At 45.5% G+C, this 17,601-nt stretch carries 15 protein-coding genes and 3 pseudogenes (1 of these 18 cut by a window edge); 11 read left to right on the top strand and 7 right to left on the bottom strand.

Translation table 11 applies throughout. From position 1 onward, the window contains the following. Nucleotides 1–138: 138 nt before the first annotated feature. The 4 genes from MHB46_RS09385 to MHB46_RS09370 form a co-directional block, all read right to left on the bottom strand. A complete protein-coding gene (locus tag MHB46_RS09385) occupies nt 139–519 on the bottom strand; it encodes a DUF3899 domain-containing protein (RefSeq protein WP_341162165.1) in 381 nt (126 codons plus the stop codon). Continuing rightward, complete coding sequence (locus tag MHB46_RS09380) at nt 519–2,162, bottom strand: peptide ABC transporter substrate-binding protein (RefSeq protein ID WP_341162164.1); 1,644 nt, start codon at nt 2,160–2,162, stop codon at nt 519–521. Before MHB46_RS09380 ends, MHB46_RS09385 begins: the two co-directional genes overlap by 1 nt. A 196-nt stretch (nt 2,163–2,358) precedes the next feature. Further along, nucleotides 2,359–3,309 (bottom strand): ABC transporter permease, encoded by a 951-nt coding sequence (locus tag MHB46_RS09375; RefSeq protein WP_341162163.1) that lies wholly within the window; start codon nt 3,307–3,309, stop codon nt 2,359–2,361. A 1-nt stretch (nt 3,310) separates the two neighbouring features. Then, entirely contained in the window at nt 3,311–4,237 is a 927-nt protein-coding gene (locus MHB46_RS09370) for an ABC transporter permease (protein WP_061831744.1), read from the bottom strand. 318 nt (nt 4,238–4,555) lie between these two features. On the opposite strand from MHB46_RS09370, the gene MHB46_RS09365 reads away from it, so the two are divergent. The 5 genes from MHB46_RS09365 (at nt 4,556) to MHB46_RS09345 (ending at nt 8,279) form a co-directional block, all read left to right on the top strand. After that, nucleotides 4,556–5,323, top strand: a complete 768-nt coding sequence (locus MHB46_RS09365; RefSeq protein ID WP_165179390.1) for an amino acid ABC transporter substrate-binding protein — start codon at nt 4,556–4,558, stop codon at nt 5,321–5,323. Nucleotides 5,324–5,363: 40 nt separating this feature from the next. After that, nucleotides 5,364–6,023 (top strand): amino acid ABC transporter permease, encoded by a 660-nt coding sequence (locus MHB46_RS09360; RefSeq protein WP_341162162.1) that lies wholly within the window; start codon nt 5,364–5,366, stop codon nt 6,021–6,023. Between the two features lie 15 nt (nt 6,024–6,038). Continuing rightward, nucleotides 6,039–6,791: an amino acid ABC transporter ATP-binding protein gene (locus tag MHB46_RS09355; RefSeq protein ID WP_023987213.1), complete on the top strand. Its 753-nt coding sequence runs from the start codon at nt 6,039–6,041 to the stop codon at nt 6,789–6,791. Between the two features lie 270 nt (nt 6,792–7,061). Beyond that, complete coding sequence (locus MHB46_RS09350) at nt 7,062–7,667, top strand: VC0807 family protein (protein ID WP_165179389.1); 606 nt, start codon at nt 7,062–7,064, stop codon at nt 7,665–7,667. A 6-nt stretch (nt 7,668–7,673) separates the two neighbouring features. Continuing rightward, on the top strand, nt 7,674–8,279 hold the full coding sequence (locus MHB46_RS09345) for a TetR/AcrR family transcriptional regulator (protein WP_165179388.1): 606 nt from the start codon (nt 7,674–7,676) through the stop codon (nt 8,277–8,279). Between the two features lie 167 nt (nt 8,280–8,446). On the opposite strand, the pseudogene MHB46_RS09340 reads toward MHB46_RS09345, so the two are convergent. Then, nucleotides 8,447–8,689 (bottom strand): annotated as a pseudogene (locus tag MHB46_RS09340) (DUF6809 family protein); the annotation flags it as partial. Between the two features lie 486 nt (nt 8,690–9,175). On the opposite strand from MHB46_RS09340, the gene MHB46_RS09335 reads away from it, so the two are divergent. After that, a complete protein-coding gene (locus MHB46_RS09335; RefSeq protein ID WP_061831741.1) occupies nt 9,176–9,814 on the top strand; it encodes a glycoside hydrolase family 11 protein in 639 nt (212 codons plus the stop codon). Between the two features lie 281 nt (nt 9,815–10,095). Then, nucleotides 10,096–10,530 (top strand): annotated as a pseudogene (locus MHB46_RS09330) (SUMF1/EgtB/PvdO family nonheme iron enzyme); the annotation flags it as partial. A gap of 125 nt (nt 10,531–10,655) precedes the next feature. Here the strand turns inward: MHB46_RS09330 and MHB46_RS09325 are convergent. Continuing rightward, entirely contained in the window at nt 10,656–12,008 is a 1,353-nt protein-coding gene (locus tag MHB46_RS09325; protein ID WP_341162161.1) for an MATE family efflux transporter, read from the bottom strand. 138 nt (nt 12,009–12,146) lie between these two features. On the opposite strand from MHB46_RS09325, the gene MHB46_RS09320 reads away from it, so the two are divergent. The 3 genes from MHB46_RS09320 (at nt 12,147) to MHB46_RS09310 (ending at nt 14,603) form a co-directional block, all read left to right on the top strand. Further along, nucleotides 12,147–12,833 (top strand): TetR/AcrR family transcriptional regulator, encoded by a 687-nt coding sequence (locus MHB46_RS09320; RefSeq protein WP_341162160.1) that lies wholly within the window; start codon nt 12,147–12,149, stop codon nt 12,831–12,833. A 576-nt stretch (nt 12,834–13,409) separates the two neighbouring features. Continuing rightward, nucleotides 13,410–14,162, top strand: a complete 753-nt coding sequence (locus MHB46_RS09315) for an alpha/beta fold hydrolase (RefSeq protein ID WP_341162159.1) — start codon at nt 13,410–13,412, stop codon at nt 14,160–14,162. Nucleotides 14,163–14,288: 126 nt separating this feature from the next. Then, nucleotides 14,289–14,603, top strand: a complete 315-nt coding sequence (locus MHB46_RS09310) for a dihydrofolate reductase family protein (RefSeq protein WP_209950016.1) — start codon at nt 14,289–14,291, stop codon at nt 14,601–14,603. Between the two features lie 122 nt (nt 14,604–14,725). Here the strand turns inward: MHB46_RS09310 and MHB46_RS09305 are convergent. Then, nucleotides 14,726–16,041: pseudogene (locus tag MHB46_RS09305) on the bottom strand (erythromycin esterase family protein). A 506-nt stretch (nt 16,042–16,547) separates the two neighbouring features. Here MHB46_RS09305 and MHB46_RS09295 point away from each other — a divergent pair. Beyond that, nucleotides 16,548–17,601, top strand: the 5' portion of a protein-coding gene (locus MHB46_RS09295; RefSeq protein ID WP_341162156.1) for an epoxide hydrolase family protein. 101 nt of this gene lie beyond the right edge of the window; only the first 1,054 of its 1,155 coding nucleotides appear in the window; its start codon is at nt 16,548–16,550; the stop codon falls past the right edge of the window.

Below are 17,601 nucleotides of genomic sequence, written 5' to 3'. Positions count from 1 at the left end.
GAAGCGTTCGCTTTTGTCCTCGGATTTTAACCTTTACTGGTTGTGTACAATAATAAAAATCCGAGGGCGGTGGCGATCGGAAGAACAATCTGCACGCGCAGCGCCCACCAACCGCGAGAAAGCTTTCATACGCCCTAACTAACTTATCCCCATTAATATCATCGAGCAAAGTATAAGCCCCGCTCCACACCCCGAAGTATATACCTTGAGGTGGCGGAACATGGATGTTTTCCAGGCTGACAGAGATTCATCGGAACGCAAACGTTCATTTTCCTCCCGTAATGCCTTGGATTGACGAATGAACAACTGTCTGATGTCGGCAAATCCCAGCAGGAAGAGGGTTAGAAAACCGCTTTGCAAAACGTGGAAGATTGCACCGATCACCAAACCTAGCAACCCCAACAGGAATAGCAGATTTGCAGTAGCCATGTTTTCACGACCATACAAGAGATGGGGGATGGCGTACAGAAATCCTAAAGTACCGACAATCAGGGCAGTGAGTCCGAAACGTAAAATCATTATTTTTCGACCCGCTTCGCAAAGCGCAGGTCTGGGTTCGAACGAGCATCAAATACGATACCTTGAATCTTAGGACTGATTAATGCAGTGTCCGCAGAGAACTGGATCGGAATAATCGGTAGATCTTCCATCAATACGTCTTCTGCCTGATGGAGCTGTTCAAAGCGTTTTGCCGGATCAAGCTCAAAGGTTGAGGATTCGATCAGTTTGTCATACTCCGGGTTGCTCCAGTTGGTAAAGTTGTTTGAATTTTTGGAAGTATAATGCCCCAATACGCCAAGTGGATCCAGGAAGTTTCCTTCCCAGCCCATACGGGCGATCTGGAAGTTCTTCTGTTTAAAGGTATCAATGTACGTTTTCCATTCCTGATTCTCCAGCGTCACTGAAACGCCCAGGTTCGTTTTCAGCATTTCCTGAATCGCTTCAGCTACTTTTTTATGCTTGTCCGAAGTGTTGTATTTAAAGGTGATCGGTGGCAGCTGTGTTAAACCTTCTTCTTTCAGACCTTCAGCCAGCAATTGTTTCGCTTTCGCAGCGTCAAACTCATAGTATTTTTTCGGTGCTTCATCACGGAAGTCCTTGCCGGATGGCGTTGTTGTTCCGTATGGAACATAACCGTAAGCCGGAGTTTCGCCACCTTTGGTTACGCTGGTAGCCAGTGCTTCGCGGTCAATCGCGTAGGCAATGGCCTGTCTGATTTTTTTATTGTCAAACGGCTTTTGTTTTACGTTAAAAGAATAGGTATACACACTGAAAGATGGATGCGACAGGAATTCCTTGTTGCTCTTTTCCTGATCCAGGGTATCTACGGGAAGGCTCAAAATCAGATCCAGATCGCCCGTTTTATACATTTGATAATAAGTTGTGGAGTCTTGAACCATTTTAAAATTAATCGTTGCCATCGTAATGGCATCTTTGTTCCAGAATTGATCGTTTTTCGCCAGCGTAATCTGCTCGTTATGTTTCCATTCCTTGGCTACATACGCACCGTTGCCGACCATTGTGCCCGCTTCTGCTGCCCATTTGTCATTTTTCTCAACAACCGATTGGTTTACTGGCAGATAGGCATGACCCACTGCGATCGTTGGGAAGAAGCTCAGTGTTGATTTCAGCTCAACTACCAGAGTTTTATCATCTTTGGCTGTAACACCCACGTCTTCAATTTTACCTTTGCCTGTGTTGTACGCTTCGGCACCTTTGATGTAGTAGAGGGCAGAAGGATCGTAGGCAGCTGTTTTCGGATTCAGTACCCGTTTCCAGGAGTATTCAAAATCCTTAGCTGTCAGTGGGTCACCATTCGACCATTTTGCGCCGTCACGGATCGTAAAGGTGTAGGTTTTACCGTCAGGAGATACGTCTACTTTGCTGGCAGCGCCTTCAACGATTTTACCGGCCTTATCGTATGTATACAGCCCTTCGTACAAGTTATCAATCACAAAGTAGGACGTTGTATCTGATGCGAAAGCAGGGTCTAGCGTATAAGGCTCTCCACCTGCCAGATTGGCAGTAATTTCTTGCGGGATATCTGCTTGAGGCGCGGCGGACGGGTCGTTGCTTGCTGTTTTGTCCGTATTACCAGAGCATCCAGCCAAAGCCGTTACGGCCAAAAGTAAGATGATCGTCATCCAATACATTTTTTTCATCGTGGTTTTCCTCCATTACTGTGATTAGTTATGCCAAAAATAAGGTACACCGTACCGGGATTTATTCATCCTCCTTTCCCGCAGGTATGCCGCGTGTGCGCACTTCGATAAAGGAACTGCCGTTTTTCCTGTGGTTAGGCGAGAAGCTGCGGATCATGGTGACACCCCTCCTTGTCCAATTTGGATCTCTCTGTTGTTAATGTTGTGAGCGCGGGTCAAGTGCATCCTGAAGCCCATCTCCAAGTGTATTGAACGCCAGCATGGTGAGCGATATCATCAGCCCTGGGAAGAATAGGCGCCACCATTGACCGCTTAAAATAACGCCAAGTGAATCGTTAGCCATCGTCCCCCAGCTGGCCGAAGGAGACTGAATCCCCAGACCGAGAAAGCTCAGAAACGATTCGGCAAAAATAGCCGATGGAATAGTGAACGTCAAATTTACGATAATGATTGCCGCTGCGTTTGGTAGCAAATGTCTGAAGATAATGCGCGAATGAGATGTCCCCAAGCTACGGGCTGCTAACACATATTCCTGCTGCTTCAGCTGTAAGATTTGCCCACGCACTACACGGGCCATACCGACCCAGCCAGTAATGGATAAAGCAATAATCATTGTGAGCAGTCCCGGCTTCATAATGACGAGCAGCAGAATGATGACCAGCAGATAAGGAATGCTATACAAAATTTCAATAATACGCATGAGAATGCTGTCGATCCTGTCGCCCGTTTTGCCGTGCCCGGCACAATAGCCAGCAATGCAGCCGACGAGAATACCAAGTACCAAATCAATGGCGGCAGCGGCAAAGCCGATCATGAGTGAAATTCTAGCTCCGGCCCATGTCCGTGCCCATACGTCTCTCCCCAGATCATCCGTACCAAACCAATGCTCTTTCGAAGGAGAGAGATTCGTTTTCAAAAGGGATTGATCACTGGGTGCATAGGGAACCATGGAAGGTCCAACAATCGCCAGCACAATAATCATGATTAGTAGGGAAAGCCCCAACAGAGCAAGCTTGTTGTTAAAAAGTCTGCGTAGCCGATCCCGCCAGGGTGATTCTTTGGGTCTGGTCAATGTGGAGGTGGGGATCTGGCTACGGTCTACAAGACTGAACAGGCTGTCCTTTTCGACAGTAGGTGCTGCTTTCATGTTAATCTCCTTTGCTGACTAATTTGATTCGTGGATCGACAAGGCGATAGGAAATATCTATTAAAAATAAAGTAACGACCAGAATAGCACTGTAGAAAATGGTCGTCCCCATAATCACTGGATAATCCCGATTAAAGATACTATCTACGAAGTATTTACCGATGCCGGGAATGGCGAATATTTTTTCGACGACAAAGGTACCTGTAATGACGGAAGCGAATAGCGGTCCGATAAAGGAAAGCACCGGAATCAACGCATTGCGTAATCCGTGACGAAGGACTACTGCCCAAGAGGACAACCCTTTCGCTTTGGCAGTGCGTATGTACTCCTCATGCATGACCTCCAGCATACTCGTCCGCATAAAGCGGGCGATAACGGCAAGCGGTGAAACAGCGAGAGCCAGCGACGGAAGTACCGTATGCTGCCAGGTTCCCCATGAGGCGACCGGAAGCAGATGCCATTGGACGGCAACATACTTGATTAACAGCGGTGCCAATATGAAGCTGGGTACGGAAATACCAACAATCGCGATAAACATCGAGATATAATCCAGTGGTCGATTATGGTGTAGAGCAGCCAGTGTTCCGAGCGAAATACCGGCAATAATCGCGACCACGATGGATTGAATACCCAGCAATGCAGAAGGTGGAAAACCTCGGGCAATGAGCATATTGACGTCCGTCGTTTTCGATTGAATAGACGGGCCCATGTCCAGCACTAGCAGATTTTTGAGATACAACACATACTGCACAGCGAGCGGCTTGTCCAGATTGTATCTGGCACGCATATTTTGCAATACCGCTTCCGGAATGGTTTTGGAATCGTTCGAGAACGGATCACCCGGAATGATGTGCATGATGATAAACGTTAAAGTGACGATAATCCACAACGTAATGAACATCGTAAAGAGACGTTTTAAAATGTACATGGGGTTTTATTTCTCCTGTCTATCAAGCTGATTTACATACTACGGCTGCTGAAATTTTAAAATAAATAAAAGTATATAAGAATACTAGGAAATGATAAGACGGTTTAGGTGACATGTCAAGGTAAGGTTTTACATTATAGAACACAGGTCAAATTTTCGTCACAGGTTTTCCATTTATATAAGGCTAAGATTCCGCTTATTCCTCTCGACGAGTATCCTGCGGTATGTTATGATGATACTCTGATAACGTGTTAACGAACTAAAGCGTTTGCCACCTGTTCTTGGATACGGGGGTCACCATTGTTGGAGGGGAATAAGATGAGAAAAGCAGCCATGTTTACGATGTTAATTGGATTGATGATGATCGTGTTGGCCGGATGTTCCGGCGGTAAGGATAACAGTAAATTGATTATTGGAATTGATGATAAATTCGCCCCGATGGGCTTTAGAGATGAAAATAACGAGCTGACCGGCTTTGATATTGATTATGCAAAAGCGGCCGGGGAACAAATGGGTAAACAGGTGGAATTTCAGCCGATTGACTGGTCTGCCAAAGAATCCGAGCTGAACAGCGGACGTATTGATCTCATTTGGAATGGATACACCATTACGGATGAGCGTAAGGAAAAAGTGCTGTTCACAAAGCCATATCTGAAAAACAGTCAGGTGATTGTCATTCCGGCTACTTCCAGTCTATCCAAGCTGGCTGATCTGACGGGCAAAACGGTCGGACTCCAGACGCTGTCTTCAGCAGCCGATGCATTGGATGCAAATCCGATCAAAAGTAAATTGAAGCAAGTGTCCGAGTTCCCGGATAATGTTCTGGCTTTGACGGACTTGAAAACCGGACGTCTGGATGCGGTTGTCATTGATGAGGTCGTAGCCAAGTATTATATGTCGAAGGAACAAGGGACGTATAAGCTGCTTGATGAATCATTGGCCCCTGAGGAATACGGCATCGGTGTGAAAAAAGGAAATGAAGAGTTGTTGATGCAGCTGCAATCCGCTTTGGATGAGCTGCACAAGAACGGAAAAGCTGCTGAAATTTCGAAAAAGTGGTTTGGTGAAGATAAAGTATTAAATTAATACGTAGTGTATTGAACTAAGGGTTTAGGAGTCGAAGGTCATGAGTATGGAATATATTTTGCGAATTATGAAGCCTATGCTTGAAGGGGCACAGATGACGGTTATTTTATTTTTCATCACGCTCATCTTGTCTATTCCATTGGGTTTTATCGTTACGTTGCTGGCCAAAAGCAGGATTAAGCCAATCGCCTGGCTGATGCATACGTACATTTATGTTATACGCGGTACGCCGCTATTGCTGCAATTATTGTTCTTTTGTTTTGGTCTGCCGATGTTGCCTGTCATTGGGGAGTATCTGGTCTTGGACCGGACAACGGCTGCGGTACTGGCATTTGTACTGAATTATGCGGCTTATTTTGCAGAAATTTTTAGAGGCGGAATGTTGTCGATTGATAAAGGGCAATACGAGGCTTCGCAAGTGCTGGGCTTGAGCAAGTCGCAGACGCTGATTAGAGTCATTGTACCGCAAATGGTACGGATTGCTTTGCCTGCGGTAACCAATGAGGCGACAACACTGGTAAAAGATACGGCACTACTGTATGCAGTAGCGATACCGGAACTGCTGCATTTTGCCAATACGGCTGTAAACCGTGATTTCTCGATTGTACCTTATGTTGTAGCGGCGGTTATTTATTTGTTGTTAGCTTTGGTGCTGACGTTATTCTTCAGGGCGCTGGAAAAACGTTTTAAATTCGAGTAAAAGGAATGTCGGGATATGAATACTAATGCAATAGAAGTAACCGATTTGAAAAAATCGTTCGGCAAGCTCGACGTTCTGAAAAGAGTGAGCTTTAACGTTAAAGCGGGCGAGGTTGTAGCCGTCATCGGTCCTTCAGGTTCAGGAAAAAGTACCATGCTCCGTAGTTTGGTACACCTGGAAGATGTGACGGGCGGGACGATCCGCATTCATGATAAAGCACTGGTGGAAAACGGTCAGTACGCTCCGGCAGGTGACATTAAAGGCATTACCACCGGTATGGGCATGGTGTTTCAGCATTTTAATCTGTTCCCTCACTTGACGGTGCAGGATAATCTGGAGCTGGCTCCGAAGCTGGTGAAGAAGGTGAGCAAGGCTGAGCTACGTCGCCAAAGCGCTGAGTTGCTGGCTAAAGTCGGTTTGGCAGATAAAGCAGATGCGTATCCATCCCGACTGTCGGGAGGGCAGAAGCAGCGCGTGGCGATTGCCCGGGCAATGATGATGAACCCTGATATTTTACTGTTTGATGAGCCGACCTCGGCCCTTGATCCCGAGCTGACGGGTGAGGTGCTGCGAGTTATCAAAAAGCTGGCTGAGGAACATATGACGATGGTCATCGTGACCCACGAGATGAACTTTGCGAGAGATGTGGCGGATCGTGTCATTTTTATGGATAATGGCGAAATTGCAGAATCCGGTACACCAGAGCAGATTTTTGGCAATCCTCAGCTGGAGCGGACGAAGGTGTTTTTGAATCGGGTGGGGGATTAAAAATATAGTTGCTTGTTAGAGTGTGTGTCGGTGAGCAATATGTTTTTAAGCAGGAAGTATGAGGGAAGAATAAAAGCAAGGGAGATGGCAAACGCCATCTCCTTTTTGTAGTTATAGAGTATGCGAACTGTGTAACCACATTTGGGCAATATGTAGATTGAGGTTCGTATACAGATTATTATTTTTAATCTTTACATACCTACCGAAGGTATGTAGAATGAAAGATACCTACCGAAGGTAGGTTTTAAATGATGAGAGGATGAGTCGACCATGAATAAAACTCGCAACGAAATCATCTTTACGCTAATCATCAATCTTGTATTGCCTTATTTGGCTTATCGCCTGCTAATTCCGTATACGAGCAGTGTGGTGGCTCTGTCTTTCGCTGCTCTTGTACCACTATGCGACTCACTCTACAATCTTATACGGACGCGCAAAGCAGATGTGTTCTCTGGCTTTATCTTTCTTGGTCTGATTCTGGGCGTGGTGGCTGTTCTCTTGGGCGGTGACGAACGCTTCATTTTGCTACGGGAGTCTTATGTAACCGGTATTATGGGGTTGGTGTTTCTAGGCTCGCTGCTCTTTGGTCGACCATTAATTTATTATTTTGCGGAAAGATTCACAGGTCATAATCCTCAGATAAACGATAAATGGGAGAAGCTTCCACGCTATCGCTTTAACTTCCGCCTGATAACGGCGGTGTGGGGACTCAGCCTGCTGCTGGAAGCCTTCATCAAAGTAGTGCTGGTATATTCGCTGACCATACCGATCTTTCTGGTCGTATCGCCGTTCTTCACCTACGGGCTTATTGGTTTGACGATCTGGTGGAATATAGGTTTCATTAAACGAATAAAAAGACAGACAAACGGGAGGTAAAAGATTATGCAAGATAAAGCGATGAACGACAGTCTAAAAAAGCTGCTTGAGATTGCCGAAAAGATGATTATGGAGAAAGGCTGTCGGGCGACGACACTACAGGATATTGCGGATCGCAGCGGACTGACTAAAGGAGCCATTTACCATTATGTCAAAAGCAAAGATGAATTGTTCGGTATGATTCTGGAGGCGGGAATGGAGAAAACCAATCAGCGCTTTTTTGAATCTGTCGCCCGGACTCCCGCAGGACCAGAAGGAATCAAATCCCCGCTTAACACCTTAACTGATCGGCTTCGTAACATCGGTAGTGGGGACAGCGCTGCCAGCCTGATTTTTATTTATCTACTCAGCCAACAGGATAAGCCCGCCGTGGCTGGCATTCTGAAACGTTATCATGAAGCATCTATCCTCACTGCCAAAACGTGGATCGAAGTCGGACAGCAGAATGGAGCTATCCCTGTTTCAATCGATGCGGACAGGACAGCTCGGATGTTCACCGTGTTCAAGAACGGACTGCAAGTTCAGCATAACATAGTGACCGATGGCGATAAAATCAACGAACTGGAAATTTATGAGTTCTTGATGAATGCGCTGGGCGCAGGAAGAGGCTAGGCAGCCCCTCCATTCGTCTGAAATTCTCTTAAAGTACTCCATTCGTTCAGCAATCCCTGGATTTTACCTTTAAGTTTATATTCTACTGAGGAGAAATCTAGGGATAACAGCGATCGGAAGAACAATCTGCATGCGTAGCGGGCTCACCACCATAACTCCTCCATTATCTATCTATTAGGATCAACAATTTCTTTGTCCTCGCTAAATACTTCAATCATCGTTAATGCCCCCGCCCGGTACCCGTGAATGAATGCTGCTGCGGAGTGCAGGGAAGTTGACTCGCTTAATAAATCAAACATGACTTCAATTGACTCAAACTCGACTGCTGGTAATTTGCTTTTCAACATCTCCATGAGATCACTAATTTTTTGATTCACTTTTTGAGATTCAGGGTCGGTTGAATTTATCTGTTCACTAGGACGTCATTTCCCATAATAGATATCCTCCAAAATCATTTTTTATCAAACCTCCTATGAAAAGTTAAGTGTTTGTCCTCACGTGAATCGAGATTTCCCACTATGCACTGCTAATCACCCAAGCACATTTTACTGTATGTGATGGATGCATATTGATATTTATGCGTTATTTGCATAAATTTTTTTTAGTATATAAGCTGAGTTAAAAATGTACATGAGATGCCACTAGGCTGTCGGGTGGTGCTTCCCATCGCTGTAATACTGGAATTATTTTATAAAATTCAAAGAGAGCTAAACATAATAGAGTTAAAGCTTTAATTTGCTAGGTTTATATGCAAACGCTATTATTCTATAATTTCACTCAGAAAGGAGGTTAAAGTAAAAAAATACGGAATATGGAACGTATAGGTGATATACTGCAAAGAGAATCAACCAACAAGCAAGTGTATGGGACAAACACAAAATTTTAGGAGGTAGAGTATGTTTAATTTTAGTAAGAAAATGATGACGGTAGTTCTTGCAGCTTCCATGAGTTTTGGATTATTTGCAACAACCTCAAGTGCAGCGACAGACTATTGGCAAAATTGGACCGATGGCGGTGGGACGGTCAATGCTGTTAATGGATCAGGCGGTAATTACAGCGTAACATGGAAGGATACCGGGAATTTTGTTGTCGGCAAAGGCTGGACTACTGGATCGCCAAACAGAACGATCAACTACAATGCCGGTGTCTGGGCGCCGTCCGGTAATGGATATTTGGCTCTCTACGGGTGGACGAGAAACTCACTCATCGAATATTACGTCGTTGATAGCTGGGGTACTTATCGACCTACCGGAACGTATAAAGGTACGGTGACCAGTGATGGGGGCACATATGATATCTACACAACAATGCGATACGACGCACCTTCCATTGAAGGCGAAAAAACGACGTTTATTCAGTACTGGAGTGTTCGACAGTCGAAGAGACCGACCGGGGGCAACTCCACAATCACTTTCAGCAACCACGTGAAAGCATGGGCGAGCAAAGGAATGAATCTGGGAAGTAACTGGTCTTACCAGGTGTTGGCGACAGAGGGGTATCAGAGTAGCGGGAGCTCTAACGTAACGGTGTGGTAACCACTCAACTGCAAGCTGTTCAACGAACAGGCGCGATTGGGACTGTCTCACGGGATAAGCGGGTTTTGAGAGCTGTCTGATAGATAGGGTTTAAATGAATCGATCATGGAGGACTCACCGAGCCCTAAGTATTGTAGACAGGCCGATGACCGTTCCCCTCCAGTCTATCCGTCAGTGCGGATGCGTTGAAGGCCGTTTCCTGCCAGGCGAACGGCCTTCGACGCTGCTGGAGGCGAGTTGCAGGCCATCACGGCCTACTATTTTTCCTATCAGCTTAAAGGAGATCTATCCATGAGAAAGCTATTAATGTTTATTTTAATAGCAACAATAAGAATGATAACGATAATATAAAATGGACAGTAACGATCAACGAGGGAGCTAACGGTTACCGATTGCCTACAGAAGTGGAGTGGGAATATGCTGCAGGCGGAGGTCAGGCGAGCAAGGGCTACACATACAGTGGAAGCAATAATGCCGACGAGGTCGCATGGTATTGGAAAAACGCCGGAGACAAATACTTATCTGGAGACTGGAACTGGCCTATCATAGAGAGCAACTATAATAAAACAAAATCGATCGGTACCCGGAAACCCAACGAGTTAGGAATTTACGATATGTCCGGCAACGTCAGCAACAACGAGATATCTTTCCGAGGTAAGTTCGATGCGAATGGCTTTGGTCCCGATCAAGGGTTTCGTATAGCTCGTAGAGAATAGTCGGAACAAGGCACAACAAATGAAGGTTAAACTAACGGGCAGTTTAGGTTAATACAGTTCTACCCCACCGAGAAGACAGGGTCGGGGAGTGTCCTTATCCTGCTTTCTTGCATGTTATATGTTTTCTACTGTACTAAATTATCCAAATCCGGCTGCAATTTGGTCCGCAGAACATACAGCATGATGGCACCAACAAGGAACGCGACGGCATCCGAAATGACAAGCGACCAGACCACCCCGTGGAATCCGTTCATTCGATTAGCAATATACAACACAGGAATCAGAGTAACTCCTTGAATAACTGACATAATAAACGCGGCGGTTCCTTGCGCTGTTGCTTGAAAGATACCGGTAAACAGCGAGGTCATTCCTGTAATGAACAAGGATAAGAACGTCACATGTAGAATGTAGCTACCCATTTCAATTAATTGCGGGTCACTCGTAAATAAACCAATTAAGTGGTCGGAAATCAGGTAGACGATAACACCAAACACGATTGCTAACGCCACAATAGCTTTGATTGTAAATCCAATGGTATGCTTCATGCGTAATTTATTCGCTGTAAAAGAGAAGGCAATCAACGGCACAACTCCCTCGCATAAGCCCATCAGAATAAACTCAGGAAATTGCAATAGGCGTGATGAAATTCCGTAAGCCGCTACGGCCTGATCCCCATAATCGACAAGAAAATGGTTAAAGATGAGCGACATTGCACCCAAGAAGATACTCATAACAAAGACGGGAACTCCGATTTTGAATATATTGCTCAGAATATCCGTGGTAGCCTTAAACCATTTAACGGAGACAGTTAAGAATTGGCTCTTATATCCCATATGGAAGGCGTAGAATGCACTCGCAACCAAGTTAGAGATGACCGTAGCAGACGCAACGCCGATCACGCCCCAATGGAAGACGAAGATGACTAGCGCGTCGAGAATAATATTCACGACAACACTGAGAATCATACCGATCATCGACGTGATTGCTGCACCCTCGGAGCGCACGATATTCTCCAGCGTGAAGAATAATACGACGAATGGTGAACCAATAAGCATAATCGTGACATAGTCCTTCGTGAATCCGAAGGAGTCAGTTGTTGCCCCGAGGCCATGAACGATTGGATCAATCAACGGGAGACCGACCGCCATCATGATAAGACCGAGAACTAAACTGCTGTAAAAGGCGAATGAAGACACATGCTTCACATCGTCATATTTTTTCTCTCCCAGCAAACGGGAGATGAATGTGCCACTACCCATGCCTATCAAGTTGCCTAGTGCCATAATGATCGCGAATAACGGCAAGGTTAGTGAGAGTGCGGTTAACATGGCAGTATTGCCCAGTGTACCAAGAAAATAGGCATTTAAGATGGAATAGATGACATTCATTGACGTACCTAGCATCATCGGTACAGCGAAGTGAGCTACGGCTTTTGCGACCGGTGCTTTTTCAAAGTAATGGAGGTTTTCTGCATCCATGCGAGTCACTACTTTCTTTATTTATTTTGTCCTTCAGTCTAACACTGTTAGGTTGTGCCTTACAGTGTTAGATGATATCATGAACCTATGAACCTGTAAAGCATAAACTTACACTGTTAGATAAAAGGGCGGATACCGATGAAAAAAAAGCAGCCTCAAATTTCGGAGGATAAGATTTTGGAAGCCTCGTGGGAGCTTCTTGGAGAGGAGGGTATCGAGAAATTCAGTATGAGACGATTGGCCGACCGGCTAGGGATTCAGGCTCCCTCTTTGTACTGGTACTTCAAGAGCAAGCAGAATCTCTATCAGCGCTTGGCCAACCAGGTATCGAAAATGATTCTGGAGGAGTTTCATTCCGAGGGGGACTGGAAGGAGCAGCTGACGGGGCTTGCGGTAACGATGCGGAGTGTGCTCTACCGGTGCCCCTGCTCCACGCAGCTCATGATGATGACGCTGCCCCACGAACCGGACATCATCCGGTTCACCAACCGTATGCTGCTCTGCGTGGAGTCGACGCCGCTTGAGCAAGAGCAGAAAATACAAGTGGTTACTACGCTTGTGAACTATGTCTCCTATTTCGTCCTAGACGATTATCAGCATGAGCGTAATGTCTCCGCTATCCTCAAGGACCAGGGAGCGCTTCCGGGTGAGGAGATGATTCACCTTCTGAATTCCATGAGCGAGACAGAAGTGGGACTATTCCGGAGGATGTTCACGAACGGGCTGTTCGAGCTGATGGGGACCGACGGAGCGTTTGAGTTCGGATTGAAGCTGATTCTGTTGGGGGTTGAGCAGGTGATAAAGGAGCAGGAAAGTAGTATGTAAAAACCGCCCATCCGGTTATTGGATGGGCGGTTTCAATTAGGTTACGTTTACCCTAAATTGTTAGTGAATTTATAATCTTCTGTCTGTCTTTTGTCCTTTGTAAACGTGATTTACTTGTATTAATCATCAAGACAGGAAATATGTATCTTCAACTCAATTACTAAGCATAAAATCAAAAGAAGCATTTATAAAGTTGATGTTATTGTCATATAAAATAATGATAGATTAACTAGTACTGGAGTACATTACAGAAAAGAGAACTTTATCACCGATTTTTTTAGCACGTAATAGCGAAGAATTCGCTTTTGATATCCGCCGCTATTCAACTAAAGGGCAGTTATTCAAAGTGACTTCATATCAATGTAAGTTTTACCCGCTCAAGGATTTCGGTGTTTTAAGTCTTGTAAGAACTTCTGATTTACGCAAAGTAGCTCTCCAAGCCGCAAATCACGCGGCATTCAATGAGATATTGTTTTTATTTTCGACGTGGATATCTTTTTTTAATATAGACTGTATGTTCAGTCATGATTAAAATGCTAATCAAGAAAATATTACCTCACTGGGGAGGGGAACAAGGTGGAACTTTTTTACGAAATCGAAGGGAATGGAGTCCCTATAGTCATGATTCACTCGGGAGGTGTCGACTCAAGGGTATGGAGATATATGGTGCCTGAATTGGCAAAATCATTCAAGGTCATTACCTTCGATGGTCGAGGAACCGGCCGCTCGCCTGCTATGCAAGAGCCGACTTCACTTGTGGAGGATTTGCGCAAACTTCTCGAACATCTCGGACTGGAGCTTGTCACACTTGTTGGCCATTCCATCGGTGGGCAAGTCGCGACTGATTTTGCGTTATCATATCCTTCTATGGTTGAGCGGCTAGTGGTGATTGCCCCTTCATTAACGGGGTTTGCATATTCGCAAGAATTTACCAATTATATAGCATCGGTGAATGCGGCCGCTCCCGATATTTCAAAACTTGTAGAGTTGTCTTTAGCCGGACCGATCTATCGGGCTACGATGGCTAGCCCCCACCGGAGATTTTTGAGTGAAATGCATACTCACTACATGACAAGGGTATTTACCGAGTGGAGGAGCTTTGATGTCCTTTGGCCAGAGCCGCCTTCGATTGAACGTTTAGAGAACATTGCAGCGAGTACGTTATTTATACAAGGAACCATAGAATGGCCGGATATGTATAATATCGCCGAGTACTTCAAGCGTGTACCTGAGATTAGGTTTGCCGAAATCAAAGGAGCTGATCATATGCTTGTCCTTACTCATGCGGAAGAACTAGCAACTAGCATCCGACAGTTTTGTCACAGATGAGAACCATACATGAATAGATTGGGTCTCTCTTGAATCAAAGTATTATAATGGGGTGATAAGAAATTTCCACTTCTGAAACTGGATTCTTTGCTCGAATCATTTTAAAGAAGGAAAACGCAGCACCAGATGAATTGGAACGCAACCCTCATTCAAGGGGATCTCGAGGAAGAAGTTTTGAACCTTAAAGAGCAACTTGGAAGAAACATCTTGGTGCTTGGAAGAGGCGAGTTAGTTAGGACGCTGATGAAGCATGATCTCGTCGACGAGTTTCGGATCATGATCTTTCCGTTTATACGGGGGAGTGGAAAGCGTTTGTTTACAGATAACATCAACACGATGTCCCTTAAGCACGTCTATACCAAGACCTTACATTCGGGAGCAGTTGAATTGACGTACCTTCCATCAAAAGAAGATAACGTTTTTCACCAAGGCTCAGACTGATAAAAACAAAGTCTGAGCCTGCCGCTGTTTTATATTGGAGCCAGTCTTATAATTATAATCCGGAGCCTCACGGTAAACTATACCAAGCTACCCTGCATCCCACAGACGGTTCTTGCGAGCTGTTATTCTGAAAATAAAGCATCCGTTGCAACCGGCTGAAGGATAGGCAGTGGCTGAAGGGAGATGGTCCGGTCGAGATGAACAAACGCATCATAACGATCCGCCATGCTGGAAGGCACGTAATTGCCGAATCGCTCATGAGCAGGCTCATATACAACACCGATGGCACGGTGGCCAATGACCGTATGCAGCATGGAAGATGCATCGGAGAGCATTACCATGCCATTTCGGCCGCCTCCCGCCCGGTGCATGCAATACTCCCAGCTTCCTGGCTGTCCGGGCGGCACGGTCATTTTCTCAACCGGAGCTCCCCAAGCTCTTCCGGCCAGTACCTCGCCCTGATAGGTCCCGAAGCCAACGGCAAACACACGATGTTCTGGATCCTCCCGCAGCAGCTGACCCACATTGACCATGCCATCAGCCATCATATCCGTTGCCCGCGCATCACCGATATGCGTATTATGCTCCCAGACAATGGCCTTTGCCGAGGCGCCGTAATAGGACATGATTCGCTTCAGTGATTCAACCATATGTCTGTCCCGTATATTCCAGGACTGCGGGCCTCCCTGGACCATCGTACGATAATAGGCCTCCGAACTGGAAGTGACGAGCATGTTCACCTCCGCATTCAGCTCTTCCTCACTTCCCGGATACGTCATGCGCCGGCTCTGAATCTGCTTCAGTAGCTCAACCACTTCTTTCTCACAGCTCTCCGAGAGCAATCCTGCCGCAATGCCATAAGCCTGATGGTCCCTGCTATATGGATCAAAACAGGCATATGTCCTGCGGGCCTGTTCCAGCTGGGGAGACTTGGTCTCCTCCAAATAACCGATGATTGCCTCCATCGATTCCCATAACGAGTACATATCGATGCCATAAAATCCAACCTTGGGACAGCCACTGCCGCCCCCTTGATTCACTTCATTGTAATCCTTCAGCCATTCCGCGAAATCACGAATATCCGTATTCGCCCACATCCAGGTCGCCAGCGAGTAAAATCACCCAGTGCATCGGTTGCCGAAGAATCGGCCCCCTTCATTCCTTTAACATACCGGTTCAATCGATAAGCAGAGGGCCAGTCTCCTTCCACGCCGATAATGTTAAATCCCTTGCTTGCAATTAGCTTCTTCGAAAGCTCGGCCCGAACTCGGTAAAAATCAGACGTCCCATGGCTCGCCTCGCCAAGCAGCACAATATCTGCATCTCCGATGGCCTTAACTATGCGGTCTAGATTCTCCATTCCGTCCAATGGGATAAATAAGGCATTCAGCTCTTTCAAATATGCATTCTGCTCTGATAGATTATCATTAGAATTCATGAATTTGTTCCCTCCTTTAGACGGTATGAGTGAATTATTTCCGATTTGTCCATTCATTAACCCAAAACAGGCCTCCCTTAGTGATAAGCCCGGGTAAGTCTGATCGGGGCGAAATTTGAATTGATCTAACGGGACACGATAGCTTAATAAACAACTAAGACACGGCTACCGGCATGGATCGGCCATGTTGTACTAACGGGTAAGATAGCGTGACGAAGTAATCTCGATAAATAAATAGAGGCACAGCTAATTCAGAAGATCGGCTGCCATTTACATTAGTCTAAAAACCATTCAAATAAAATCGGAGCGCATCGGAAAGTGTTATGGTGTTGAGAAATTGGAAGTCATAACAAAAGGCTGAAGTAATTAAGATAATTGTAAAACGTTGAGGATAAGGAAGGTTACTAAAGTCCTCCACGGCGAAAAAGATGCCCGATTTTTAGCATAGTACCACAGCAGTTCAAGGGATATCATTAAGATGTGCGCAAAAAAGGAGGAGAAATAGAATGTCCGTTGAACGTTTTCATATTCACATTGCAGATGAAGTCCTTGATGATTTGAAAAGAAGATTACACCACATCCGCTGGCCGGATCAATTGGAAAACTCAGGCTGGGATCGAGGTGTTGATTTAACTTATTTAAAATCCCTTGTTTCGTATTGGCGAGAACAGTATGATTGGCGCGAACAAGAATCTCAGTTAAACCGTTTTTCCCAGTTTCGCTGCAACATCAATGGAATTGATGTGCACTTTGTTCATGAGTACGGAAAGGGTCCCAATCCCATGCCCATTATTCTAACCCACGGATGGCCAGATAGTTACCTTAGATATCAGAAGATTATTCCTCTTCTTACAGATCCAGCTAGCTATGGAGGTGATCCTAAGGATTCTTTCGATGTCATTGTCCCTTCATTACCTGGTTTTGCGTTCTCTAGCTCTCCTGATCATCCTGGTGTCAACAATTATCAGGTTTCCGAGATGTGGGCTAAATTAATGACAAAAGAATTAGGATACGATAAGTTTGCTGCAGCAGGTGGGGATATAGGCTCCGGAGTTACGAGATATCTGGCATCGAATCATCCTGAACTTTTATTCGGGATTCACCTAACAGATATTGGTATCATAAGAGATCTCCTTACGTCCCATGAGCAGGTAAAACTTTCAGAGGAAGAACTTCAATACAAGAAAAGAGCATTAGAATGGCTTTCTCTAGAGGGAGGGTACATGTCGATACAATCGACACGTCCACAGACTCTTGCGTATGGACTTTCTGATTCACCAGCAGGCTTAGCCGGTTGGATTATTGAAAAATTCCGAGCTTGGAGTGATTGTGGGGGTGACCTCCGTCAAAGTTTTAGCGAAGATGAACTCATTACGCATATCATGGTTTATTGGCTTACTAACACAATCGGGTCGTCAACGCAGATGTATTACGAAAATTCACATTCTCTGCCGTCATTAGGCTATATAAAAGTACCAACTGGGGTTGCATTATTCCCAGCAGATATAGTATTACCACCAAAAGACTGGGCAGTACGCAATTTAAATATAACTCGCTGGA

Source organism: Paenibacillus sp. FSL H7-0703 (assembly GCF_038003485.1).
Classification (GTDB): Bacteria; Bacillota; Bacilli; order Paenibacillales; family Paenibacillaceae; genus Paenibacillus; species Paenibacillus polymyxa_B.
Note: the sequence above shows the minus strand (reverse complement) of the source record. Positions and strands in the feature narration are given on the sequence as shown.

What these genes read in the sequence shown, in the direction of transcription:
- MHB46_RS09375 (WP_341162163.1), bottom strand. Translation starts at nt 3,309, where the DNA reads ATGAAAGCAGCACCTACTGTCGAAAAGGACAGCCTGTTCAGTCTTGTA.
- MHB46_RS09350 (WP_165179389.1), top strand. Translation starts at nt 7,062, where the DNA reads ATGAATAAAACTCGCAACGAAATCATCTTTACGCTAATCATCAATCTT.
- MHB46_RS09370 (WP_061831744.1), bottom strand. Translation starts at nt 4,237, where the DNA reads ATGTACATTTTAAAACGTCTCTTTACGATGTTCATTACGTTGTGGATT.
- MHB46_RS09335 (WP_061831741.1), top strand. Translation starts at nt 9,176, where the DNA reads ATGTTTAATTTTAGTAAGAAAATGATGACGGTAGTTCTTGCAGCTTCC.
- MHB46_RS09360 (WP_341162162.1), top strand. Translation starts at nt 5,364, where the DNA reads ATGAGTATGGAATATATTTTGCGAATTATGAAGCCTATGCTTGAAGGG.
- MHB46_RS09365 (WP_165179390.1), top strand. Translation starts at nt 4,556, where the DNA reads ATGAGAAAAGCAGCCATGTTTACGATGTTAATTGGATTGATGATGATC.
- MHB46_RS09380 (WP_341162164.1), bottom strand. Translation starts at nt 2,162, where the DNA reads ATGAAAAAAATGTATTGGATGACGATCATCTTACTTTTGGCCGTAACG.
- MHB46_RS09355 (WP_023987213.1), top strand. Translation starts at nt 6,039, where the DNA reads ATGAATACTAATGCAATAGAAGTAACCGATTTGAAAAAATCGTTCGGC.
- MHB46_RS09325 (WP_341162161.1), bottom strand. Translation starts at nt 12,008, where the DNA reads ATGGATGCAGAAAACCTCCATTACTTTGAAAAAGCACCGGTCGCAAAA.
- MHB46_RS09310 (WP_209950016.1), top strand. Translation starts at nt 14,289, where the DNA reads ATGAATTGGAACGCAACCCTCATTCAAGGGGATCTCGAGGAAGAAGTT.
- MHB46_RS09320 (WP_341162160.1), top strand. Translation starts at nt 12,147, where the DNA reads ATGAAAAAAAAGCAGCCTCAAATTTCGGAGGATAAGATTTTGGAAGCC.
- MHB46_RS09345 (WP_165179388.1), top strand. Translation starts at nt 7,674, where the DNA reads ATGCAAGATAAAGCGATGAACGACAGTCTAAAAAAGCTGCTTGAGATT.
- MHB46_RS09385 (WP_341162165.1), bottom strand. Translation starts at nt 519, where the DNA reads ATGATTTTACGTTTCGGACTCACTGCCCTGATTGTCGGTACTTTAGGA.